The organism is Mesorhizobium oxytropidicola (genome assembly GCF_056174625.1).
The window spans coordinates 5173740-5194948 of sequence record NZ_CM149692.1 but is presented as its reverse complement, the minus strand read 5'-3'; the positions used below and the strand labels follow the sequence as shown (position 1 = coordinate 5194948).

Annotated in this window: 21 protein-coding genes, 2 tRNA genes and 2 pseudogenes; 16 read left to right on the top strand and 9 right to left on the bottom strand. The window is 61.9% G+C overall.

Translation table 11 applies throughout. The features are described from left to right. Positions 1-62: 62 nt before the first annotated feature. Positions 63-1314: pseudogene (locus AC0V8S_RS26135) on the bottom strand (cytochrome P450). 104 nt (positions 1315-1418) lie between these two features. Here AC0V8S_RS26135 and AC0V8S_RS26130 point away from each other — a divergent pair. Next, entirely contained in the window at positions 1419-2522 is a 1104-nt protein-coding gene (locus tag AC0V8S_RS26130) for an NAD(P)/FAD-dependent oxidoreductase (RefSeq protein WP_475434291.1), read from the top strand. A 19-nt stretch (positions 2523-2541) separates the two neighbouring features. On the opposite strand, the gene AC0V8S_RS26125 is transcribed toward AC0V8S_RS26130, so the two are convergent. Then, entirely contained in the window at positions 2542-3132 is a 591-nt protein-coding gene (locus tag AC0V8S_RS26125; protein WP_475434289.1) for a hypothetical protein, read from the bottom strand. Between the two features lie 339 nt (positions 3133-3471). Between AC0V8S_RS26125 and clpP the strand changes: the two genes are divergently transcribed. The 4 genes from clpP to AC0V8S_RS26105 all read left to right on the top strand — a co-directional run bounded on the left by clpP (position 3472) and on the right by AC0V8S_RS26105 (position 8827). Further along, a complete protein-coding gene (gene clpP, locus AC0V8S_RS26120) occupies positions 3472-4101 on the top strand; it encodes an ATP-dependent Clp endopeptidase proteolytic subunit ClpP (RefSeq protein ID WP_010915650.1) in 630 nt (209 codons plus the stop codon). 296 nt (positions 4102-4397) lie between these two features. Then, positions 4398-5672: an ATP-dependent Clp protease ATP-binding subunit ClpX gene (clpX, locus tag AC0V8S_RS26115; RefSeq protein ID WP_023759839.1), complete on the top strand. Its 1275-nt coding sequence runs from the start codon at positions 4398-4400 to the stop codon at positions 5670-5672. A 275-nt stretch (positions 5673-5947) separates the two neighbouring features. Further along, positions 5948-8359, top strand: a complete 2412-nt coding sequence (gene lon / locus AC0V8S_RS26110; RefSeq protein ID WP_095201702.1) for an endopeptidase La — start codon at positions 5948-5950, stop codon at positions 8357-8359. Between the two features lie 195 nt (positions 8360-8554). Beyond that, entirely contained in the window at positions 8555-8827 is a 273-nt protein-coding gene (locus tag AC0V8S_RS26105) for an HU family DNA-binding protein (RefSeq protein ID WP_006201846.1), read from the top strand. An 85-nt stretch (positions 8828-8912) separates the two neighbouring features. Here AC0V8S_RS26105 and AC0V8S_RS26100 read toward each other — a convergent pair whose 3' ends face one another. Beyond that, positions 8913-9935 carry an aldo/keto reductase gene (locus AC0V8S_RS26100; RefSeq protein WP_475434283.1) on the bottom strand — a complete coding sequence of 341 codons (1023 nt, stop codon included), beginning with the start codon at positions 9933-9935 and terminating at the stop codon, positions 8913-8915. 178 nt (positions 9936-10113) lie between these two features. Here AC0V8S_RS26100 and AC0V8S_RS26095 point away from each other — a divergent pair, with 178 nt between their 5' ends. Both AC0V8S_RS26095 and AC0V8S_RS26090 read left to right on the top strand, forming a co-directional pair. Further along, the gene (locus tag AC0V8S_RS26095) at positions 10114-10680 is read left to right on the top strand and encodes an SIS domain-containing protein (protein WP_183458527.1); all 567 of its coding nucleotides are present in this window, start codon (positions 10114-10116) and stop codon (positions 10678-10680) included. A gap of 3 nt (positions 10681-10683) precedes the next feature. Continuing rightward, complete coding sequence (locus AC0V8S_RS26090) at positions 10684-11427, top strand: creatininase family protein (RefSeq protein ID WP_183458528.1); 744 nt, start codon at positions 10684-10686, stop codon at positions 11425-11427. Here the strand turns inward: AC0V8S_RS26090 and AC0V8S_RS26085 are convergent. From AC0V8S_RS26085 to AC0V8S_RS26070, 4 genes and pseudogenes are all read right to left on the bottom strand, one after another. Beyond that, on the bottom strand, positions 11424-11738 hold the full coding sequence (locus tag AC0V8S_RS26085) for a hypothetical protein (protein WP_183458529.1): 315 nt from the start codon (positions 11736-11738) through the stop codon (positions 11424-11426). The two genes, AC0V8S_RS26090 and AC0V8S_RS26085, sit on opposite strands and share 4 nt — an antisense overlap. Next, a complete protein-coding gene (locus tag AC0V8S_RS26080; protein ID WP_095201531.1) occupies positions 11735-12652 on the bottom strand; it encodes a carbohydrate ABC transporter permease in 918 nt (305 codons plus the stop codon). The genes AC0V8S_RS26085 and AC0V8S_RS26080 overlap by 4 nt, the downstream gene beginning before the upstream one ends. Positions 12653-12663: 11 nt before the next feature. Further along, positions 12664-13784 (bottom strand): annotated as a pseudogene (locus AC0V8S_RS26075) (carbohydrate ABC transporter permease). A 97-nt stretch (positions 13785-13881) separates the two neighbouring features. Beyond that, positions 13882-15549: an ABC transporter substrate-binding protein gene (locus AC0V8S_RS26070; RefSeq protein ID WP_183458531.1), complete on the bottom strand. Its 1668-nt coding sequence runs from the start codon at positions 15547-15549 to the stop codon at positions 13882-13884. Between the two features lie 287 nt (positions 15550-15836). On the opposite strand from AC0V8S_RS26070, the gene AC0V8S_RS26065 reads away from it, so the two are divergent. From AC0V8S_RS26065 to rbsK, 3 genes are read left to right on the top strand one after another with little or no spacing between them, the layout of a single operon-like run. Next, positions 15837-16892 carry an ABC transporter ATP-binding protein gene (locus AC0V8S_RS26065; RefSeq protein ID WP_095201528.1) on the top strand — a complete coding sequence of 352 codons (1056 nt, stop codon included), beginning with the start codon at positions 15837-15839 and terminating at the stop codon, positions 16890-16892. Between the two features lie 42 nt (positions 16893-16934). Beyond that, entirely contained in the window at positions 16935-17387 is a 453-nt protein-coding gene (locus tag AC0V8S_RS26060; protein ID WP_183458532.1) for an RbsD/FucU family protein, read from the top strand. 4 nt (positions 17388-17391) lie between these two features. After that, positions 17392-18321 carry a ribokinase gene (gene rbsK, locus AC0V8S_RS26055; RefSeq protein WP_475434280.1) on the top strand — a complete coding sequence of 310 codons (930 nt, stop codon included), beginning with the start codon at positions 17392-17394 and terminating at the stop codon, positions 18319-18321. A gap of 23 nt (positions 18322-18344) precedes the next feature. Here the strand turns inward: rbsK and AC0V8S_RS26050 are convergent, their stop codons facing one another. Beyond that, positions 18345-18581: a hypothetical protein gene (locus AC0V8S_RS26050; protein WP_475434278.1), complete on the bottom strand. Its 237-nt coding sequence runs from the start codon at positions 18579-18581 to the stop codon at positions 18345-18347. A gap of 217 nt (positions 18582-18798) precedes the next feature. Between AC0V8S_RS26050 and AC0V8S_RS26045 the strand changes: the two genes are divergently transcribed. Next, positions 18799-19242 carry a hypothetical protein gene (locus AC0V8S_RS26045; RefSeq protein ID WP_475434276.1) on the top strand — a complete coding sequence of 148 codons (444 nt, stop codon included), beginning with the start codon at positions 18799-18801 and terminating at the stop codon, positions 19240-19242. Between the two features lie 124 nt (positions 19243-19366). Here AC0V8S_RS26045 and AC0V8S_RS26040 read toward each other — a convergent pair. Further along, a tRNA-Asp gene (locus AC0V8S_RS26040) sits at positions 19367-19443 on the bottom strand. A 217-nt stretch (positions 19444-19660) separates the two neighbouring features. Here AC0V8S_RS26040 and AC0V8S_RS26035 point away from each other — a divergent pair. From AC0V8S_RS26035 to AC0V8S_RS26015, 5 genes are all read left to right on the top strand, one after another. After that, positions 19661-19736, top strand: a tRNA-Val gene (locus AC0V8S_RS26035). Between the two features lie 22 nt (positions 19737-19758). After that, positions 19759-19959 (top strand): hypothetical protein, encoded by a 201-nt coding sequence (locus AC0V8S_RS26030; protein ID WP_475434274.1) that lies wholly within the window; start codon positions 19759-19761, stop codon positions 19957-19959. Further along, positions 19934-20143 carry a hypothetical protein gene (locus AC0V8S_RS26025; protein ID WP_095201524.1) on the top strand — a complete coding sequence of 70 codons (210 nt, stop codon included), beginning with the start codon at positions 19934-19936 and terminating at the stop codon, positions 20141-20143. Before AC0V8S_RS26030 ends, AC0V8S_RS26025 begins: the two co-directional genes overlap by 26 nt. 13 nt (positions 20144-20156) lie before the next feature. Beyond that, complete coding sequence (locus AC0V8S_RS26020) at positions 20157-20465, top strand: hypothetical protein (protein ID WP_475434273.1); 309 nt, start codon at positions 20157-20159, stop codon at positions 20463-20465. 156 nt (positions 20466-20621) lie between these two features. After that, a complete protein-coding gene (locus AC0V8S_RS26015) occupies positions 20622-21053 on the top strand; it encodes a hypothetical protein (protein ID WP_095201523.1) in 432 nt (143 codons plus the stop codon). The last annotated feature ends 156 nt before the right edge of the window (positions 21054-21209 follow it).

Here is a 21209-nt window from a genome sequence, read left to right as displayed (position 1 = left end):
ATGCGAACGCCGTCGCCGGTCTCCAAAGCAGTCTCATCGCGCAGCCCCAGGCCCGCGATCGTTCAGAAGCCGACTGCGAGCGTTTCCAGCCCATGGAAGTGGTAAGTGTCGCGGAAGCGCGGGCTTTCGGCAAGATGCAGTTGCGGGTGCCGTTCGAACAAAGTCTTCAGCGACACCTGCAATTCGAGCCGCGCCAGCGGCGCACCGATGCAGAAATGGATGCCGGCGCCGAAGGAGACGTTCTTCTGGTCGGTTCTATCAGGCCGGAAGGCCTGTGGTTCGGCAAAGGCGCGCGGATCATGATTGGCCATGCCGAGCAGGAGCCCGATGGTCTGGCCCGGCTGCACGACGATGCCGGGCGCAATCTCGATCTCCTGATAGGCGTAGCGCATGAACATATGCAGCGGCGCGTCGAAGCGCAGGCATTCCTCGACCGTTGCAGCGGCCGTTTCTGCCGAGGTGAAGAAGCGGCTGGGATCGCCGCCTTGCGCCAGGATAGAGCGCACCGCGTTGCCGGTCTGATGCACGGTCGCTTCGTGGCCGGCATTGAGCAGCAGGATCGCCGATGACACCATCTCGTCCTCGGTCAATTTCTGACCGTCCTCTTGCGCCGAGATCAGCAGCGACAGAAGGTCGTCGCCGGGGTTCCTGCGCCGCTCGGTAATGTAGCCGCGCAGGAAATCGGCAAATTCATCCGGCGGCGCGGTTGGCCGTCTCCTCGGTCTCGCGCGTGCGGCCATGGATGTACATGGCGACCATCTGATGGGACCAGTCGAGCAGTTGCGGCCCCATCTCGACCGGCACGCCGAGCATTTCGGCGATGATGGTGATCGGCAGGGGAGAAGCGAAGGCGGGCAAAAGGTCGACCGGTCCGGCCGGATCGAAACGGTCGATCAGTTCGTTGGCGAGCGCCTCGACCCGCGGCCGCAGCCGCTCGACCTGGCGCGAGACGAAGGCACGGTTGACCAGTGTTCTCAGCCGCGTGTGCACCGGCGGTTCCAGTTCGAGCATGGAGTTGGCTTCAATGCCGTCGAACGCCTTGAGATGGCCGCGATCCTGGCCGACGCCGCGGCTGTCGGGAATGCCGGCGGGGTTCTGGCGGCCGAAGCGGCGATCGCGCAGCAGCCGGTTGACATCGTCGAAGCCGCCAAAGCACCAGAAGCCGAATTCCTCCCAGAAGAAGGCATTCGAGACGCCGTGCAGGAAGCCATAGGCCTCGTACGGATTCAGGAAGAAAGCCGGCTCGTGCGGGTCGAGCCTGAGGCGCCGGGCGGCTGGATCAAGGGCGAGGTAAGGGAGCGTCGATTTGATCATGCCAGACCCATAGCGCGGCTTGCCAGCCTCATTCCAGACCGTATGTTGGCGCGCGATACCCCATGAATTGATCCAGCCGTTGCGGCTGCGGAAGGTCTGAACGGATGAATGTGATCGTTGTCGGCGCGGGTATTGCCGGTCTCTCCACGGCATGGTCGCTGGTCAAGGCCGGCCACAGCGTTTCCATCGTAGAGCAGGGACCCATTCCCAATCCGCTGGCAGCGTCGGGCGATTATCATCGCGTCATCCGCCGCGCCTACCGGGCCGGAAGCGGTTATGGCCGGCTGATCACCGAAGCCTATCAGGCCTGGGACGAGATGTGGGCCGATCTCGGCGAAAGCCATCTCGATGCGCGCGGATTTGTCTGCATTTCGCGCGAACCGGGCGACGAGGCCGAGGAGTATCGCGAGGGTCTGGAAGCGGGCAATTTTCCCTTCGAACTGTTCGAACCCAAGGCCGCGGTCAAGCGCTGGCCTTTCCTCGAGCCGGGCACGTTCCGCTATGCCTATTTTTCGACCGAAGGTGGCGCGCTGCATTGCCGCAAGATCGCGGCGGGATTGGCCAAATGGCTGCGCGCCAACGGCGCCAATGTCTATGAACACAGCAAAGTAACGAAAATCGATGCCGAGACTGGCCATATCGTGCTGGAGAGCGGCGAGACCATGCAGGCCGACCGCATTGTCGTTGCGGCCGGCGCCTGGGTGCTGAAGCTGTTTCCGGAACTCGACGGCGAACTGAAGACCTATCGGACCGCGCTCGCCTATGTCGAACCGCCGGCCGACTTGAAGGCGGCCTGGGAGGTGGCGCCGGTCGTCCTCGACATCGGCGGCGCGGTCGACGGCTACGCCATCCCTCCTTCAGGCGGCGCCGGCATGAAATTCGGCTCAGGTCTTCACAAAGTACCGACCAGCGATGCCGACTGGAACCGTCAGCCGGTGCCGGGCGAGGGCGAGGCGATCCGCAACCTGTTTTCGCCACCGATCGCCCGCATCGAGGAATATGAGGTGACCGAGGTCGTCACCTGCGCCTACACCTTCACCGCCGACGAGAAATTCATGGCGCACGAGAAGGGCAGGTGCCTGATCGTCTCAGCCTGCTCCGGCCACGGCTACAAGTTCGGCGCGGCGGTTGGCAGGCGCGTTGCCGCGGCCGTCGGTGATGGCGATGTCGCGGGACTGAAGCGATGGTTGCGGGCGGAGGTGGCCTGAGCGTCCGCCCGAACCTGAATTAATCCTGGCAATGCCTGGGAATATGCACGCGCCGCCAGCCTGACGACCCTTCTCTGACCACCACGCGCCGCGCGACGGTCTGGTAGGAGGCGGGAACGTCAATGATGCGTCTTTGCTCGGGCTGTATCAGCACTTCCTCGGCAATCTTGTCGTACTGCGCGGGAGTAACGACACGCCTTGTGCGCTCTGGCTGGATCACCACCGTCTCGGCGACGCGTTCGTAGTGCGCCTTGTGCCAGGTCTTGCACAGCACCCTGCGGCCGTGGATGACGCGCCACTCCCAGGAATAGCCGCCGTCGTCGACTTGCACCGTGTGATAGGCGGTGCGGGTGATGGCGGGCACGATTTCATAGGTCACCTGCGCCGGAACGGTCATCACCACGCGTTCGCGCGTGCCGTAGATGGGTGGGGTGTAGTCGACCTGCTGGCCGGGCGGACTGACCATCACGTCCTCGTAGACGGTGTCGTAGACGGCAGGCGAGCGGACCGGCTCGTAACATTCCACGGCACGGCCGCCGGCCGCCGTCTGCGAAGTCGTGCCGAGCATGGCCAGCCCGGCAACTGCGAAGGATGCGCTTCTCCTGAGCATGACACTCCCCCCTGTTTGAACCTTGCACACAAGTTCAACGTTGAATTGTAGGGGAAGCTGCCGCTGAGAAAAGCGGTTTTGCCGCATTTCGTTAAGTGACGCGGTTAAGAAATTGCTACGTTGCGGACCGGTCCCGCCTGCTCCAGGTCGGCGCAGGCGTCCGGCGATGCGAATCCTTGGCCATAAAGCTTGATTCGACTTACCCAGATGGCTAGGACGGGTCGGCCTTGCACAAGGATGAGCCGGCATCCTATCTACGGAACAACGATCCAGTCCCGATTCTGCCCGATCTGCCAGCATTCCCGGCGCCGGAATCCCACCGCGAGATAAGAGATAACGATGAAGAACCCCGTCGAAACCTACATGAACCTCGTTCCGATGGTGGTCGAACAGACCAATCGCGGCGAGCGGGCCTACGACATTTTCTCGCGCCTCCTCAAGGAGCGCATCATTTTCATCACCGGTCCGGTCGAGGACGGCATGGCGACGCTGGTCTGCGCGCAGCTCCTGTTCCTCGAAGCCGAGAACCCGAAGAAGGAAATCAATCTCTACATCAATTCGCCGGGCGGCGTCGTCACCTCCGGCATGGCGATCTACGACACCATGCAGTTCATCAAGCCGGCCGTATCGACGCTCTGCATCGGCCAGGCGGCCTCGATGGGTTCGCTGCTTTTGACCGCCGGCCATAAGGACATGCGCTTCGCCACGCCGAACGCCCGCATCATGGTTCACCAGCCTTCCGGCGGCTTCCAGGGCCAGGCCTCCGACATCGAGCGCCACGCCATGGATATCGTCAAGCTGAAGCGCCGTCTCAACGAGGTCTATGTCAAACACACCGGCAAAAGCTACGAAGAGATTGAGCGGACGCTCGACCGCGACCATTTCATGACCGCCGACGAAGCCAAGGATTTCGGCCTCATCGACAAGGTCATTTCGTCGCGCGAGCCGGCTGAAAGCGCTGTGGCATAAGGGCTAGGTGGCAGTTGGATGACACCATCACGCGCTTTTGGCGCGTTTTGCGGCATTTCGGCCACAATTGGCTGTTCCCTCGACGGTCGGGATTGCCTACGTTAAGGCTATGTTGATTTTCGACGGCTTAGCTTTGTGTGGGGTTGCTGCGAATCATTGCCACGTTTTCTGATTTGTGTTTCGTACGGAATACGTTGCGGGAGCCGGGACACTGGCGGCGGCGGATTCCCGCGATAAATTAGAGTATGCGCCCTTTCAGCCAGACCATCGGCGGGCGGCCATGAAAGGATAGGAAAATGAGCAAGGTCGGCAACAACAGCGGTGACTCGAAGAACACGCTTTATTGCTCGTTTTGCGGCAAAAGCCAGCATGAGGTGCGCAAGCTGATCGCCGGTCCGACGGTCTTCATCTGCGACGAATGCGTCGAGCTCTGCATGGACATCATCCGCGAGGAGAACAAAACCTCGATGGTGAAGTCGCGCGAGGGCGTGCCGACACCGCAGGAAATCCTCAAGGTTCTCGACGACTACGTCATCGGCCAGCCCTACGCCAAGCGCGTGCTGTCGGTGGCCGTCCACAACCACTACAAGCGCCTCGCCCATGCCGGCAAGAACAACGATGTCGAGTTGGCCAAGTCCAACATTCTGCTGATCGGCCCGACCGGTTGCGGCAAGACGCTGCTCGCGCAGACGTTGGCCCGCATCATCGACGTGCCCTTCACCATGGCCGACGCCACGACGCTGACCGAAGCCGGTTATGTCGGCGAGGACGTCGAGAACATCATCCTGAAACTGCTGCAGTCGGCCGACTACAATGTCGAGCGGGCCCAGCGCGGCATCGTCTACATCGACGAGATCGACAAGATTTCGCGCAAGTCCGACAATCCCTCGATCACCCGCGACGTGTCGGGCGAGGGCGTGCAGCAGGCGCTGTTGAAGATCATGGAAGGCACGGTCGCCTCCGTGCCGCCGCAGGGCGGCAGGAAGCATCCGCAGCAGGAATTCCTGCAGGTCGACACCGCCAACATCCTGTTCATCTGCGGCGGCGCCTTCGCCGGGCTGGACAAGATCATCTCGGATCGCGGCAGAAAGACCTCGATCGGCTTCGGCGCCATCGTCGCTTCGCCTGAGGATCGCCGCACTGGCGATGTGTTCCGTCTGGTCGAGCCCGAGGATCTCTTGAAATTCGGTCTCATTCCGGAGTTTGTCGGCCGTCTGCCGGTCCTGGCGACGCTGGAGGACCTCGACGAGCCGGCGCTGATCCAGATCCTGACTGAGCCGAAGAACGCGCTGGTCAAGCAGTATCAGCGGCTGTTCGAGATGGAGAATGTCGACCTGACCTTCCATGAAAATGCCCTGTCGGCGATCGCCAAGCGCGCCATTGAGCGCAAGACCGGCGCCCGCGGCCTGCGTTCGATCATGGAAGCGATCCTGCTCGACACCATGTTCGAACTGCCCGCGCTCGAAGGCGTGCGCGAAGTGGTGATTTCGGAGGAAGTGGTGACCGGCAGTGCCCGGCCGCTCTACATCTACTCCGAACAGAAGGAAAAGAAGGGCAATGTCAGCGCCTGACATGGCACCTGACCCCATATTTTTGTGGAACGGCGCCGTTGCGGCGCCGTTTTGCTGTGTAGGGCACGCGACCTCAGTGATGGAGTGGATTTGCAGGCGATGTTAACTCTTGATCTTTGCCCCGCTTGCATCCACCTAACACTGGAAGGCCGAGGTGCCCGATTTCTGTGCTGTAAAACTCCCGTCACAAACGGTGGTAGGCGGAACGATCCCCGGTCGTTAATATAAGATCCGCGGTTGGCCTGATGGGTGGCCGCGACATGAAAGGTTGGACAATGGCCAAAATATCCAAGGCTCCCAGCGACGGCGTCTTCGCAGTCCTCCCACTGCGCGACATCGTGGTGTTTCCGCACATGATCGTTCCGCTCTTTGTCGGGCGCGAAAAGTCGATCAAGGCGCTGGAAGAGGTGATGGGTCAGGAGAAGCAGATCCTGCTTGCCACCCAGATGAATGCCGCCGATGACGATCCCGAGCCCGATGCCATCTTCGACATCGGCACGCTCGCCAATGTGCTGCAATTGCTGAAGCTGCCCGACGGCACCGTCAAGGTTCTGGTCGAGGGCGCTTCGCGTGCCAAAATCGTCTCCTTCACCGACCGTCCCGACTTCCACGAAGCCCGCGCCACGGCGCTGGTCGAGCCGGAAGAGGAAGAGGTCGAGGTCGAGGCGCTTGCCCGCTCGGTCGTCACCGACTTCGAAAATTACGTCAAGCTGAACAAGAAGATCTCGCCCGAAGTGGTGGGCGCTGCCAGCCAGATCGACGACTATTCCAAGCTCGCCGATACGGTTGCCTCGCATCTCGCCATCAAGATCCCTGAAAAGCAGGAAATGCTGGCCACGCTCTCGGTCAAGGAGCGGCTGGAAAAGGCGATGGGCTTCATGGAAGCCGAAATCTCCGTCCTGCAGGTGGAGAAGCGCATCCGCTCGCGCGTCAAGCGCCAGATGGAGAAGACGCAGCGCGAGTACTACCTCAACGAGCAGATGAAGGCGATCCAGAAGGAGCTCGGCGAAGGCGAGGACGGGCGCGACGAGGCCGCCGAGATCGAGGCGCGCATCAAGAAGACCAAGCTCTCCAAGGAGGCCCGCGAAAAGGCGGAAGCTGAATTGAAGAAGCTCAGGACGATGTCGCCGATGTCGGCGGAATCGACCGTGGTGCGCAACTATCTCGACTGGATCCTGTCGATACCGTGGGGCAAGAACTCCAAGGTCAAGCAGGACCTGGCTTTCGCGCAGAACGTGCTCGATACCGATCACTTCGGTCTCGACAAGGTCAAGGAGCGCATCGTCGAGTATCTCGCCGTCCAAAGCCGGCAGAAGAAGCTGAAGGGGCCGATCCTGTGCCTCGTCGGACCTCCCGGCGTCGGCAAGACCTCGCTCGGCAAGTCGATCGCCAAGGCGACTGGACGTGAGTTCATCCGCATGGCGCTGGGCGGCGTGCGCGACGAGGCCGAGATCCGTGGCCACCGCCGCACTTATATCGGCTCAATGCCCGGCAAGGTCATCCAGTCGATGAAGAAGGCGAAGAAGTCCAATCCGCTCTTCCTGCTCGACGAGATCGACAAGATGGGCCAGGACTTCCGTGGCGATCCGTCATCGGCGCTGCTCGAGGTGCTCGATCCCGAGCAGAACTCGACGTTCATGGATCACTACCTCGAGGTCGAATACGATCTGTCGAGCGTGATGTTCGTGACGACGGCGAATACGCTGAACATCCCTGCGCCTTTGATGGACCGCATGGAGATCATCCGTATCGCCGGTTACACCGAGGACGAGAAGATCGAGATCGCCAAGCGGCACTTGATGCCGAAGGTGATCCGCGATCACGCGCTGCAGCCGAAGGAGTTCTCCGTCAGCGAGGACGCGATCCGCGGAATCGTTCAGACCTACACCCGTGAAGCGGGCGTCCGGAGCCTGGAGCGCGAGCTGATGAAGCTTGGGCGCAAGGCCGTGACCGAGATCCTGAAGACGAAGAAGAAGACGGTGAACATCACGGCGGCGAATCTCGCCGATTACCTCGGTGTCCAGCGCTTCCGCTTCGGTCAGGTCGAGGCTGACGATCAGGTCGGTGTCGTCACCGGTCTTGCCTGGACGGAAGTCGGCGGCGAGTTGCTGACGGTCGAAGGCGTCATGATGCCCGGCAAGGGCCGCATGACGGTGACCGGCAATCTGCGCGACGTGATGAAGGAATCGATTTCGGCGGCGGCCTCCTATGTCCGCTCGCGCGCCATCGATTTCGGCATCGAACCGCCGCTGTTCGACAAGCGCGACATCCACGTCCACTTGCCGGAAGGCGCCACGCCGAAGGACGGCCCGTCTGCGGGTGCCGCCATGGCGACAGCCATCGTGTCGGTTCTGACGGGCATTCCGGTCCGGGCCGACGTGGCTATGACGGGCGAGATAACGCTTCGCGGCCGCATCTTGCCGATCGGCGGCCTCAAGGAGAAGCTGCTCGCCGCGCTGCGCGGCGGCATCAAGAAGGTGCTGATCCCGGAAGACAACGCCAAGGATCTGGCGGAGATTCCGGACAATGTGAAAAACGGCATGGAGATCATTCCGGTCTCGCGCGTCGGTGAGGTGTTGCGCCACGCATTGGTGCGTATGCCGGAGCCGATCGAATGGGTCGAACCGGTCAATCCGCCGGCCTCGACCGACAGTGCCGACGACGCTGGAAAGTCGCTCGCGCATTGATATTTGTTAAGGTTGCAGTGCACAAACGGAAAGCCGGGCCTCGCGCCCGGCTTTTTCATGTGAAAAACCCCGGATTTCCGGGCTTTTTCCGCTTTTTTCCTGCCTTTTCGACTTGGTTGCGGGAACGCTTCTTCTAAAGTCCGTTTCCTGCCGGATGAGTCGTTAGTTCCGGTGTTCTCATGGAAGGGAATTTTTATGAACAAGAACGAACTGGTGTCCGCTGTCGCCGACGCCGCGAGCATTTCGAAGGGTGACGCGCAGTCGGCGGTCGATGCGGTATTTTCCGTGATCACCGGCGAACTGAAGAAGGGCGGCGATGTCCGGCTTGTCGGCTTTGGCAATTTCACCGTGTCAAAGCGTGCGGCCTCGACCGGCCGCAACCCGCAGACCGGCGCCGAAGTGAAGATCCCGGCACGCACCGTGCCGAAGTTCTCGGCCGGCAAAGGCCTGAAGGACGCAGTCAACTAAGCGCGTTTTTCTTTTCAGAGAGACAGAAAAGCCGGGCTCGCCCGGCTTTTCATTTTTGCGCCTGCGGCGGTGAATGATCGCCGCGTTATGCGGTCGGCGCATCAGCGCGTATCAAGCCTTCCTTCTTGAGGTCGGCCCAGAGCGCCGCGGGCAGCTTCGCGTCGAGCAGTGACCGGTTGCTTTCGACCTCGCTTGGCCGCTGGCCGCCGGGGATCACCGAGACGACCGCCGGATGCAGCGCCGGAAATTGCAGCGCGGCCTCGATCAGCCTGACACCATGGCGTTTGCAGACCGCCTCGATACCGGCGACCCGCTCGAGCACGTCCTTCGGTGCCTCGGAATAGTTGTAGTAGGCGCCGGGCTTCGGCCCTGTCGCCAGGATGCCGGAATTGTAGGGACCGCCCAGCACGATGCCGATGCCGCGCTTCTGGCAGAGCGGCAGAAAGGATGTCAGCGCCTCCTGTTCCAGCAGCGTGTAGCGCCCGGCAAGCAGGAACAGGTCGAAATCGCCGCGCTCGGCCAGGGTCTGGGCAACCTGCCATTCGTTGATGCCGCCGCCGAACGCCTTGATCGCACCCTGGTCGCGCAGCGACAGCAGCCCGTAATAGCCCGAGCGCATGAATTCCTCGATGCGCTGGTCGGACGCCTCCTTGCTGCCATGGGTGAAGATGTCGACATCATGCACGAACAGGATGTCGATGCGGTCGACACCAAGCCGCTCGAGCGAGGCCTCGAATGAGCGCATCACGCCGTCATAGCTGTAGTCGTAGACCTCGCGCCGCGAAGGCGTGTCGAAGAACTTGCCGATGCCCGTGCGCTCTTCCGGCGGGCAGGCGCGCATGAGGCGACCGACCTTGCTCGACAGCACATAGTCGTCGCGCCTCTTGCCGCGCAGGAATGGGTTGAGTCGTGTTTCCGACAGGCCGAGCCCATAGAGCGGCGCGGTGTCGTAATAGCGGCAGCCGGTCGCCCAGGCGGCGTCGAGCGTGGCATTGGCATCCTCGTCCGAAACGGCACGGTAGAGATTGCCGAGCGGTGCCGTGCCGAAGCCGAGTTCCGTAAAGGTGAGGCCGCCATTGCCGATGCGGTCGAAATGCCGTGTCTTCATGTCCTGCAGTTTTCCCGGGTTGATCTGTCTGAGCTGATTTGTCTGACATGACACTATCACGCCTGTGGCCCCGCAAAAGCGTTGCACAGCGTTGGACACGCATTTTCGCGATTGCTAGCATGAACGAAATCAAGCTGTTCGTGGGAAATCGCAAGATGATTTCGAGGGCGGGTTTGCCGTGAGCGACCGGAGCGAAACCCTGTTCAAGACCGCGCTCGACGAACTGGGCGCCGTGCTGGCGCGGGTGGATGACAGCCAGATCGACGCCGCCTGCAAGCTGTTGGCCGAAGCCAGGCAGATCGTCGTCTATGGCTGCGGCCGCGAGGCCTTGCAGGTCAAGGGTTTCGCCATGCGGCTCTATCATCTCGGCCTGCCGGTCTCGGTGGTCGGCGACATGACCACGCCGCCCTTGGGGCCTGGTGATGTCTTCCTGGCCAGTTCCGGGCCGGGAGAGACCTCGACGGTGCTCACCTTGATGCGCGTCGCGCGCGACGCCAGCGCGACCAATCTGCTGCTGACCGCCCAGGCCGACGGCAGTGCGGCCAAACTGGCCGACACCACGCTGCTCATCCCGGCCCAAACCATGGCCAATGACCAGGGGTCGCAAAGGACATCGGTGCTGCCGATGGGCTCGGTGTTCGAAGGCGCGCTGTTCCTGCTGTTCGAAGTGATGGTGCTGAAGCTCAAATCGCTGACCGGTGCGTCGTCCGAAGCCATGCGTGCCCGCCACACCAACATGGAATAGATCATGCGCTATGAGCTGATGCTGCCGCACCAGATCCGCAAGGCGATCGCGCAGAATTGGCCGGTCGCGCTGCCGCTCGGAGTGCTCGAATACCATGGCGAGCACATGGCCGTCGGCATGGACACGCTGGCCGTCATCAAGACGCTCGAACTGTTCGAGAAGGAGAGGGATGTCGTCATCCTGCCGCCCTTCTATTACGGCGCGGCGAGCTACGCAGTGGCGCCGCCGGAAGGCACAGGTTCCGTGCAGGTCGGCGGCAATCAGCTCGCGCCGTTCGGCGAGGAGCTGTTCTACAGCCTGCTGCGCATCGGCTTCCGCAACATCCACGCCATCATCCATCACCAGACGGAAAACTTCGCCGCCGGCATGCCGACCGATCTCGCCTTCAAGACCGCCGGCCGCCAGGCGATCTTCCGCTTCCTCGAGAAGCAGCGCGGCGAGGGCTGGTGGGGCTCGAAGGACATGGCCGACTATTATGCCGGACATGCCGCCGGTGAAAATTTTTTCAACTGGGTGCAGGTGCATCCGCTGATGCCGGCCGCCATGAACGGCAAGTACCCGTTCGACCATGCCGGCATTGGAGAGACATCGCTGATGCTGGCGCTATGTCCGGAGGCTGTCGATGCCGTGCACTTCGCCGACAATACCGGCTGGTATACGGCTGATGCCAAGGACGCATCGGCTGAACTGGGGCAAAAGGGCGTCGCCATGATCATGGACCACCTGCGCGCGATCCTGAAGGCCTAACCCCGGCTTTTCAACCGCTCCGCCCGGTAGTCGGCGATCGACTTGTCCGGATCGCTCTTGGTGGCCACGGCCCAGATGAACATGCCGGCACCGGCTATCGCCAGGATGACGTAGAGGGCTATGCCAAGCGCCAGGTGATCGGCGTAAAAGCCCACCAGCGCCATGAGCAGGCCGCCGCAGACCATCGCCAGCACAAAGCCGGCGATGACGGCGCGACCCTGCCAGGCGATCGGCATGACACCCTTGCCATAGCGGTCGCGGCCGACATAACCGACACGGATGTTGCGTGCGAACCAGTATTGGTTCGTCACTTCACGGCTCCCGCGGTCATGCCCATGATCAGATAGCGTTCCAAAGCAATGCCGATGACCGCCAGCGGTGCAATCGCGGCGGTGGCAAGGGCTGCCATCGACCACCAGTTGATGCCTTGCGAGCCGGTCTGGCTCGCCACCATGACTGGAATGGTCTTGGCGTCGGTCGAGGTCAGAAGGGCGGCGAAGAAATACTCGTTCCAGCACAGCACCATCGCCAGGATGAAGGCGGCGACCATGCCCGGCAGCGCGATCGGCATGACGATGCGGAAAAACGCGCCCCAGATCGACAGGCCGTCGACGAGGGCTGCTTCCTCCAGTTCGACCGGGATTGAGTTGAACTGGTCGCGCATGATCCAGATGACGATCGGCAGCACCATCAGCGTGTAGAGCAGGATCAGCCCGATGCGCGTGTCGAGCAGGCCGACTTCCCGGTAGAGCACCAGGAAGGGCAGGGCGAGCACCACGGGCGGTAGGATCAGCTGCGACAGGAAGAAGAAGGAGATGTCCTCGTTCTTGAACCAGGCGAACTTGTAGCGGTAGCGCGTGAGGCCGTAGGCGGCGAGGCTGCCGATGACGATGGCGAGGCTCGACGCGCCGACCGAGGTGATGACCGAATTCATGAAGCGCTTGAAGAACTCGTCGCGCACCGTCGAGGTCTCGAAGATCGAATCGGGCGAGAGGCCGAGCGATCGCCAGCCCTTCCAGTCCGGCTGGAAGTCGACGAAGGGGATCAGATGGCCTTGGGTGACGTCGACCGCCGATTTGAACGAGGTCGTTAGCGTCCAGTAGATCGGGAACAGGCAGATGAAAGCCCAGAACACGAGCGCGCCATAAATGAAGACGCGGCTGGTGATGAAGCTCGCCGGAGAGCGGATTTCGGAAACGGTGTATTCGGTGGTTTGAACGCTCATGATCCCACCGCTCAGTTGACGTTGCGCACGAAGCGGTTGGCGAATTTCAGCAGCCAGGTCACGAACACGATGATGATGACCAGATAGGCCATCGCCAGCATGGTGCCATAGCCGACATTGGAGCGGTCGCGGTATTCGCGGTAGATGAAGCTGGAGACGGAATCGGTGGCGCCACCAGGCCCACCCGAGGTCACCGTGATGATGATGTCGGCCAGCTTCAGCTTGAAGATGATGCGCAGGATGACCGCCGTCACCGACACCGGCAGCATCAGCGGAAAGGTGACCTGCCAGAAGGTCTGCCACGCATTGGCGCCGTCGACCCGTGCGGCTTCGAGGATCTCACGCGACATCGCCTGCAGGCCAGCGAGCAGCATGATCATCATGAACGGGATGAAGGTCCAGGCATCCAGCACCATGATCGAGATGCGAGCGATGATCGGATCCGAGAAGAAGGCCGGGTTTTCCCAGCCGAGATGGCGCGCCAGTGTCGCCGCCGGGCCGAAGCGATATTCCATCAGTGACTTGCCGACCATCCACGACACCGCGACCGGCGACAGCATCAGCGGCATCAGGAAGACGACACGGAAGAATTTACGCGCCCGGATCTGCGCGTTGAGCAGCAGCGCCAAGCCGAAGGCGATGACATATTCGACCAGCACCGCCAGCACATAGAGCACCATATTGAACAGCGCATTGCGGTAGTAGGGATCTGCCAGCATCTGCCAGAAATTGTCGAGCCCGTTGAACCTGCGCCCGCTGAAGGAGGAGAGATTCCAGTCGGTCAGCGCGATGTAGAAACCGAACAGCGTCGGGAAGATCACCATGGCGATGGTGAAGAGCAGCGCCGGCAGCAGGAACAGCGCGCGCTGGCCGTCCTCGCCACGCGTCAGCACCTGGCCGATGCCGAGTGCCACGCCCCACAGCACATAGGCGTAGACCACGGGACGCCATGTCTCGAAGCCGATCGTGTCGACCTCGCTCTTGTAGAGGATCTGGACAAGGATCGTTGCCAGCAGGCCGAGCGTCGCAGCGGCCATCACCGCCCAGCCCAAGCGTTTGCGGCCTGGCGGTATCAGGTCGGATGGACGGCGTTTGCCGGCCAATCCTTGGTGGGCAAAATCTGGTCAGCCACGCGTCTCGTCCGGTTGCAGAAGGCACTTCGCGACCGGCGGTGCCGGTCAAGACAGGGTCCGGCGGCTTTCGTCGCCGGACCCAGGTTCACGCTGCGATCAGGCCAGGCCGAGCGAGGCCTTGTAGAGCTTGATCTGCTTTTCGCGGCCGATCTGGTCGGTGAGCTTTTCCCAGGCCGCCGCGATGGCATCGGCGCCTTCCTGCGCCTTCATCTTGCCGGCGAAAGTGTTGGCCAGAATGTCCTCGGCGGCGGAATAGTACTGGAAGATGCCGGGGATGCGTGGCTCGATCGCCGCGTTCGGATGGTTGTAGCTGTCGCCTTCCGACTTGAGGTAGGAGGTGATGAAGGCCTCGTCGTAGCCGGCCGCCACCCACTCCGGAATATCGAAATGCGAGTTGCGGTAGGGCTGGAAGCCAGACGGATACATCGCCGTCCAGATCGACAGGTCCTTGCCGCCGAGATGGGCGGCTGCGGACCAGGCCGCCTTTTTCTTCTTCTCGTCCTTGTCGACGCGGGCCATGACATAGACGCCCCAGCCGAGATAGGCGCAGTTCGGCGAATAGTTCGGCCCGCTGGCGAGCTTTTCCCACTTGCCGGTCTTGGAATTGTAGACGTCGTCTGAACCCGGCAGGATCGAGAAGCCGGTGACGTCGCCGATGACCGAAGAATCGTTGGTCTTGACGTTGGAGCCGATGTCGCCCCACCAGGGGATCATCGAGCCGGTGCCGGCCAGGAACTGCTGGAAGCCGGTGGTGTTCGGGTCGGCGTTGATCTGGTCCGCCGGTTCGGAGGGCAGCGCGTCGATCACGTCCTGGATGGCGCGCACCCAGGCCGGATTGTTGATGCGCGGCTTCATCGTATCGGCGTCGAACAGCCATGCTTTGTCATCGGGATGCTTGGCATAGGCGGTGGCGCGGCTGCCGAGGAAGTAGAAACCGAAACCGCCCCAGGGCTTGGGCGCATCGAGATAGCCATAAACGTCCTGGCCCTTGAATTTCTTGCCCTTGAGGAATTTGGTCACGGCCTGCACCTGCTGCCAGGTCTTCGGCACGCCCCATTCTCCGGCCCCGCCGCCGTCCTTCCACTGCTTGGCGAGGTCGGCATCGGCGAACACGTCGGTGCGGTAGTTGAAGTTGTGCGTGTCGCCGTCGATGGTGACGCGATACTGCTTGCCGTCCCAGGTGCCGACCGGCGGCTTCAGATAATTGACCAGATCGTCGAAATCGATCTGCTTCTTGACCCAGTCGGGCATCTCGGAGGTCAGGCCCTTGCCGCAGACATCGCCTTCGAAGGGCGCACCCATCTCGATGATGTCGAAGTCGACGGTGCCGGTGGCGATCGACTGCTGCAGGCGGGCGTTGTAGTCGGCCTGCGCCAGGTCGATCCAGCTGATCTTGGCGCCGGTATAGGCCTCCCACGGCTTCAGGAAGCCGCGGAACAGCACATTGTGCAAGTTCTGGTTGTTGAGGCCCATGAAGGTCAGCTCGACGCCGGCGAATTCGCCTTGCTTGACATTGGCCTTGGTCGCCTCGAGGCAGAGTTCGCCGACCTTCTGGAAATCGGCATCGGTCGGCTGGCCTTTGCCAACGCCCGGAATCTGCAGGATCTTCGAGCGCAGCTCGCTTGCCGCGGAGGCCGGGCGCGTGAAGGCACCGAGCCCGGCACCGGATGCCGCCGCGATCGCGGCCATGCTGGCCGCACCCTTCAATATGTCGCGACGCGTGGCGCCGGCACGGACCAGTTTATCGTAAAGACCTGTTCTCATCGACTATTCCTCCCATAATCAGTGTGAATGGATGTGGCCGCCTGTCGGACGCTGAAGCACAACGATGCTCCCGGCTCGGATACGAATTAGGCAGGACCCCACCCTGCGTCGATTAAAGTCCCGATTGCGGATCGGTGCCGACATTTGGACCAGCGCCCGCCACTATTCTCACAACCAAACGCCGTGTCAACGAGGCTGGGTTTTTATCTATAAGAGACCGACTTGCCCTGACAGGTCGCGTTGGTTAGCTTCTGCGCCTACGGCCAGTTGGAGCCGATGGGGGAGATATGGCTCAAGTCGCAATCAGCAAGGTGGCCAAAGCGTTTGGAACCGTCAAGGTTCTGCACGAAGTCAGCGTCGATATTGCTGACGGACAGTTCGTGGTGCTGGTCGGCCCCTCGGGTTGCGGCAAGTCCACGCTGCTCAGAATGGTGGCCGGGCTGGAGACCGTTTCCGGCGGCACGATCACCATCGGCGACCGCGTCGTCAATCATTTGCCGCCGGCAAAACGCGACATCGCCATGGTGTTCCAGAACTATGCGCTCTATCCGCACAAGACGGTCGAGCAGAACATGGCCTTTGCCCTCAAACTGCGCAAAACCGATCCGGCCGTGGTCGCCGAGCGAGTCAAGCGCGCCGCCGACATCCTCGATCTCAACCCTTATCTGAAGCGCTATCCCCGGCAGCTCTCCGGCGGCCAGCGCCAGCGCGTCGCCATGGGGCGCGCCATCGTCCGCAACCCGCAGGTGTTCCTGTTCGACGAGCCGCTCTCGAACCTCGATGCCAAGCTGCGCGTGCAGATGCGCACCGAGATCAAGGAACTGCACCAGAGGCTGAAGACCACAACAATCTACGTCACCCACGACCAGATCGAGGCCATGACCATGGCCGACAAGATCGTCGTCATGCGCGACGGCCGCATCGAGCAGGTCGGCGCGCCGCTGGAATTGTTCGACCGGCCGGCCAATCTGTTCGTCGCGGGCTTCATCGGCTCACCGTCGATGAACCTGCTCAAGGGCGTCATGCGTAAGGGCGGCAAACCCGGCGTCGACATTGCAGGCACGCTGTTCCCGATTGGCGACAATGCCGCGCAGGACGGGCAGGCCGTCGTCTATGGCGTCCGTCCCGAGCATCTGGAAATCCATCCCGACGGCGTGCCGGCGAAAATTTCGGTGGTCGAGCCGACCGGCTCGGAAACACTGGTGTTCCTGCGCTTCGGCGACGGCGAGATGGTGGCGCTGTTCCGTGAACGCCACGACTTCAAGCCCGGCGACACGCTGACGCTGAAGCCGAGGCTCGACCAGATCCATCTTTTCGACGCCGAGACCGGCCAGCGTCTCTGATCTCAACGTCTCTGATCTCAAACGCATTTCACGAGGACCATCATGCTCAAAGGCATCAATCCGTTGCTCAATGCCGACGTGCTGCAGGCATTGCGGGCGATGGGCCATGGCGACGATCTGATCATCGCTGACACCAATTTCCCCTCCGATTCGGTGGCGAAGCAGACCGTGCACGGCAAGCTCCTGCGCATCGACGCGCCGGCGGCGCAAGTGGTCAAGGCGGTGCTGTCGCTATACCCCCTGGATACATTCGTCGATGATTCGGCCGCGCGCATGGAAATCGTCGGCAAGCCGGACGAGATTCCGCCGGTGCAGAAGGAAGTGCAAAAGGAGATCGACAAGGCCGAAGGCAAGGCCTGGCCGATGATTTCCGTCGAGCGCTACGCCTTCTACGAGCGCGCCAAACAGGCCTATTGCGTCATCCAGACCGGCGAGCGCCGCTTCTATGGCTGCTTCGCCTTCCGCAAGGGCGTCATCCCGCCGGACGCGGAGTAGGGATATGGCAGCCGGAAAGCCTATCGTCATATTGGGCGTCTTTGTCGCCGACACCGCCTATCGCGCCGATCGCCAGCCGCGCATGGGTGAAACGATCCTCGGCAACTCGTTCAAGCTCGGCCCGGGCGGCAAGGGCTCGAACCAGGCCGTGGCGGCCGGCAAGCTCGGCGCCGACACCACTTTCCTGACCCGGCTTGGTGTCGATGCCTTCGCCGATATGGCCAAGCGGACCTGGCAGGATGCCGGCGTCAAAAGCGCCGTCATCGACACGCCGGACAGCTATACGGGCGCCGCCTACATCTTCGTCGAGGAGGGCAGCGGCAACAACGCCATCATCGTCAGTCCTGGTGCGGCCATGCTGATCTCGCCGGCCGATATCGAGGCCAATGGGGATTTGATTCGTGGCGCCGGCGTCTTCGTCACGCAGCTCGAGCAGCCGATCGACGCGGCGCTCAGGGCGCTGGAGATCGCGCGCGGGGCAGGGGTGACGACCATCCTCAACCCCGCTCCCGCGGCAAAGCTTCCCGATCGCATCTACACGCTCTGCGACTATCTCACGCCGAACGAGACCGAAGCCGAGGAATTGACCGGACTGAAAGTCTCCTCGGTCGATGAGGCGCGCGCCGCGGCCGGCAAGCTGCTCGAAAAGGGCGTCGGCACGGTCATCGTCACGCTCGGCGACAAGGGTGCGCTGCTGCACACCAAGAATCGCTCCGAATATGTCCCCGCCATCAGCGCTGGCCCGGTGGTCGAAACCACCGGCGCGGGAGACGCCTTCAACGGCGGCTTCGCCGCGGCCCTGTCGCGAGGCGTGGAGCCGCTGCAAGCGGTGCGGTTCGCCTGCGCTGTGGCTGGTATCTCGGTGACGCGCCCGGGTACTGCGCCGTCGATGCCGACGCTGCAGGAGGTCGAGGCACTGCTGGCCAGGGTTTGAGCGCGACAGCGTCCCTTGCGCCCTCACCAGTCTCGATTGTTGTCGAGCCAATATGCATCACGGCAGCCGAATTGGCGCGGGATGCCGAGCCGCCGTTTGGCGTCGAATGCCATCTCTGAACGAGTCCACTGTGAGTTGGTCTCGGTCACGCTGGGCACGATGGTGTACCCCTCCGCGATCAACTGCAGCCTCATCTTCTCGAAGTGCCTTTTGAAACCATCCTTGATGCGGCTTCGCAGGTAGCGCCGTCCTGCTGGCATTCCTGGCCCAGAATGCGAGAATACATCTCTGCGCTGATCATTCTGAGCGCGTCTTCGGAGATCTGCTTATCGGTGTCGTTAGACCCGCATCGCCTGCGTCGCGGCCAACAAGCCTGCCAAAAACCTCGCCGCCGCTGGTCCTTTCTGCGTGGCGCATTAGCAACAGGTAATGTTAATCGGCAATCCGGTCTTGCGCCATTGGCGAAGGTGTCCCGTAATGGGTCATTGTATTTGGCGCCGCAATTGCATTGCCAGCAATGCCGCGGTCAACCATCAACTCGGCAATCGGGGGGCAATTGGGGGCCCCGCCGCTCCGTTCGCGGAGCGGCGGGCCTTTAACGGCCGAAAATCGCCAAACCGTCAAGACCTGGTGCTGCGCAATATGTATTTTCCGCAATTTTTGGTGGGCATGTTCGCGACGTCGTTCACCGTGGCGATCTGGGCTGAGATAGAAACCGGCTCCATCTGGAAAGCGCTCGGTTGGGCTATTCTTGCGCTCATCATTCTTCAGGTGGGATACATCGGCCTGGTCCTCGGCCAGATCTTCAGACGGGGATCTAAGGGCGCAGCGACGGACCTGGCATCGGCAAATTCCACGCTACCGCTCCGTGGCGAGTTGGGAAAAGTTCGGCAGGGATGGAATCGAGCGCGTCCGCGGTAGTCGGTTCGGGCTCGCGCCGAAACGTGCCGACCGGGGTACAGCTGCCCCGCACATGCGAGAAGAGATTTTGACATCCAACGTCGACATTTCTCCGAAGCCAAGGGTTTGAAACCCTTGAGAGAAATGGCGCGAGTGACGGGGCTCGAACCCGCGACCTCCGGCGTGACAGGCCGGCACTCTAACCAACTGAGCTACACCCGCGCATTGACGAGCACGTGTCAGCCGTGTTCGTCGTTGGGCCGCTGGATAAGGGGTTCGCCACCGGGTGTCAAGCGCACCAAACCATCATAACAGCAAACTGGAGAAGGTTTTTTGACAGCCGGCGTTTTGTTCACAAATCCGGCCGGCGAACAGGGCGTCGCCTGTTCATTTGGCCTTGCGAAGCCGGTCCCGACCGCTTAAAGGTCCGCGCCGGAGCGGGCGATTAGCTCAGTTGGTAGAGCGCTTCGTTTACACCGAAGATGTCGGCGGTTCGAGCCCGTCATCGCCCACCACTTTTCTTGAATGAATTCAACGGTGTCTGCCGGTCCTCTCAGGCCGGTGCGCCGCGTTGCGCCCGGCTCAGCGCCGAAGGGGATGAAGCGGCCGGCGACGCAGTGGCTGAAGCCGGGCATCATCGGTCGGGTGAAGCACTTGCGCGGCGAGGACGATTTGCGGCACGCTTCGCTGCAGGATTTCCGGGAGGAGAACCATGCCAATACGGACAAGGGCGAATGAGGCCGGCATTTTCGATCCATCAGAGTTGGCTTTGCTCGGCAGGGTCTTTGAGCATTTGAAGCTTCAAGACCAGTCGCCGGAAGCGCGAGACGCCATCGCATCCCGCATCATCGCCAACTACATGGCCGGCATCAAAGACGAGGCTGAACTTGTCTCGCTTTCAAAACAGCCCTTGGGGCGCTAGCGGGACGAAGACGGTGGCAGTCGCTAAGAAGGATCAGGAGCGCGCCAATTACGCTTGGATGTACGGCGCACAGGCGCGCACGGCAAGGAACGCGCCGTGCCGCCTTTCTGGCAGGAGAATGCCGACGCCTGGCTGCATCGCGGGGGAAGCGCTCCACAAGAGCATCGTGAAGCCGCTCATATCGCCACACTGCGACCACTACCGGGCAACGCGTGTCCTGCATGAGACACTGTTGAAGGCCGTGCGGGAAGTGACCGGGAAGGAAGTCGAGTTCATCCAGTGGAACACCACAGGACCGGTGCGGCTCCCTACGGCTGGGTAGCCCAATAGGCGCGATCCGCGGAAGGTGTTCAGATCGGCCCCATTTGGTGGTGTCAGAAGATAGATTTCTTCCTGCAGCTTCCTGCTCTTGTCGAAGCCATAGCGCGCGATAATTCCCTTGAAGGCGTGGGCGTTTCCCTCTCCACAGGAGCCGACCATGAAACACCAGACACTCGACCAACTGCATGCGGTCGCCAAGATTGAATCTTCGGCTGCATATTCGGCAATGACACGGAACCAGCGTATCGAGCGTTGGGCCGAACTTCTCGAACAACATCCTGACCGGTGCCTTGCGGCGTTTGCAGGGACCGAATATTTGCGCCTGGAGGAACGTACCGGGGTGCGTGGGGAAGGATCACCAATCGCTGTTGCCTTCGCAGACCCGGTGCTACGCGCGTCGGGCCTGAAAGATGACACGTACGGCGAGGCAAGGCGCTTTTTCGAACTGAGCGACTGGCAACTCCATGAGATCGTCTGCGATTGCCATGCCGGCGCTACCATGAAAGCGGGTTGGGCTGCCGCGCGAGTCCGCACAACAGTTGGAGGGAATGGGTTCTTTGCCTGGTTGAGGCAAAGGATCATGTACTGAGTTGGCCGGCTGGAGGTGACGGTCATTGCGTGTCTGTGACCGTGATACGATCCCCCTTCGGTCGCCGGCTCCAGCGGCACGCCCGCAACGTCTCGGAACATCCGCACGGAGGCCATCAAGGCCGGCTTTGCGAACCTACCTGAGTTCAAAGCCGGT

What these genes read in the sequence shown, in the direction of transcription:
- AC0V8S_RS26100 (WP_475434283.1), bottom strand. Translation starts at nt 9,935, where the DNA reads ATGAAGACACGGCATTTCGACCGCATCGGCAATGGCGGCCTCACCTTT.
- AC0V8S_RS26045 (WP_475434276.1), top strand. Translation starts at nt 18,799, where the DNA reads ATGGGTCATTGTATTTGGCGCCGCAATTGCATTGCCAGCAATGCCGCG.
- AC0V8S_RS26015 (WP_095201523.1), top strand. Translation starts at nt 20,622, where the DNA reads ATGAAACACCAGACACTCGACCAACTGCATGCGGTCGCCAAGATTGAA.
- AC0V8S_RS26105 (WP_006201846.1), top strand. Translation starts at nt 8,555, where the DNA reads ATGAACAAGAACGAACTGGTGTCCGCTGTCGCCGACGCCGCGAGCATT.
- AC0V8S_RS26080 (WP_095201531.1), bottom strand. Translation starts at nt 12,652, where the DNA reads ATGAGCGTTCAAACCACCGAATACACCGTTTCCGAAATCCGCTCTCCG.
- AC0V8S_RS26060 (WP_183458532.1), top strand. Translation starts at nt 16,935, where the DNA reads ATGCTCAAAGGCATCAATCCGTTGCTCAATGCCGACGTGCTGCAGGCA.
- AC0V8S_RS26050 (WP_475434278.1), bottom strand. Translation starts at nt 18,581, where the DNA reads ATGCCAGCAGGACGGCGCTACCTGCGAAGCCGCATCAAGGATGGTTTC.
- AC0V8S_RS26090 (WP_183458528.1), top strand. Translation starts at nt 10,684, where the DNA reads ATGCGCTATGAGCTGATGCTGCCGCACCAGATCCGCAAGGCGATCGCG.
- AC0V8S_RS26025 (WP_095201524.1), top strand. Translation starts at nt 19,934, where the DNA reads ATGCCAATACGGACAAGGGCGAATGAGGCCGGCATTTTCGATCCATCA.
- clpP (WP_010915650.1), top strand. Translation starts at nt 3,472, where the DNA reads ATGAAGAACCCCGTCGAAACCTACATGAACCTCGTTCCGATGGTGGTC.
- AC0V8S_RS26125 (WP_475434289.1), bottom strand. Translation starts at nt 3,132, where the DNA reads ATGCTCAGGAGAAGCGCATCCTTCGCAGTTGCCGGGCTGGCCATGCTC.
- rbsK (WP_475434280.1), top strand. Translation starts at nt 17,392, where the DNA reads ATGGCAGCCGGAAAGCCTATCGTCATATTGGGCGTCTTTGTCGCCGAC.
- lon (WP_095201702.1), top strand. Translation starts at nt 5,948, where the DNA reads ATGGCCAAAATATCCAAGGCTCCCAGCGACGGCGTCTTCGCAGTCCTC.
- AC0V8S_RS26130 (WP_475434291.1), top strand. Translation starts at nt 1,419, where the DNA reads ATGAATGTGATCGTTGTCGGCGCGGGTATTGCCGGTCTCTCCACGGCA.
- AC0V8S_RS26065 (WP_095201528.1), top strand. Translation starts at nt 15,837, where the DNA reads ATGGCTCAAGTCGCAATCAGCAAGGTGGCCAAAGCGTTTGGAACCGTC.
- clpX (WP_023759839.1), top strand. Translation starts at nt 4,398, where the DNA reads ATGAGCAAGGTCGGCAACAACAGCGGTGACTCGAAGAACACGCTTTAT.
- AC0V8S_RS26070 (WP_183458531.1), bottom strand. Translation starts at nt 15,549, where the DNA reads ATGAGAACAGGTCTTTACGATAAACTGGTCCGTGCCGGCGCCACGCGT.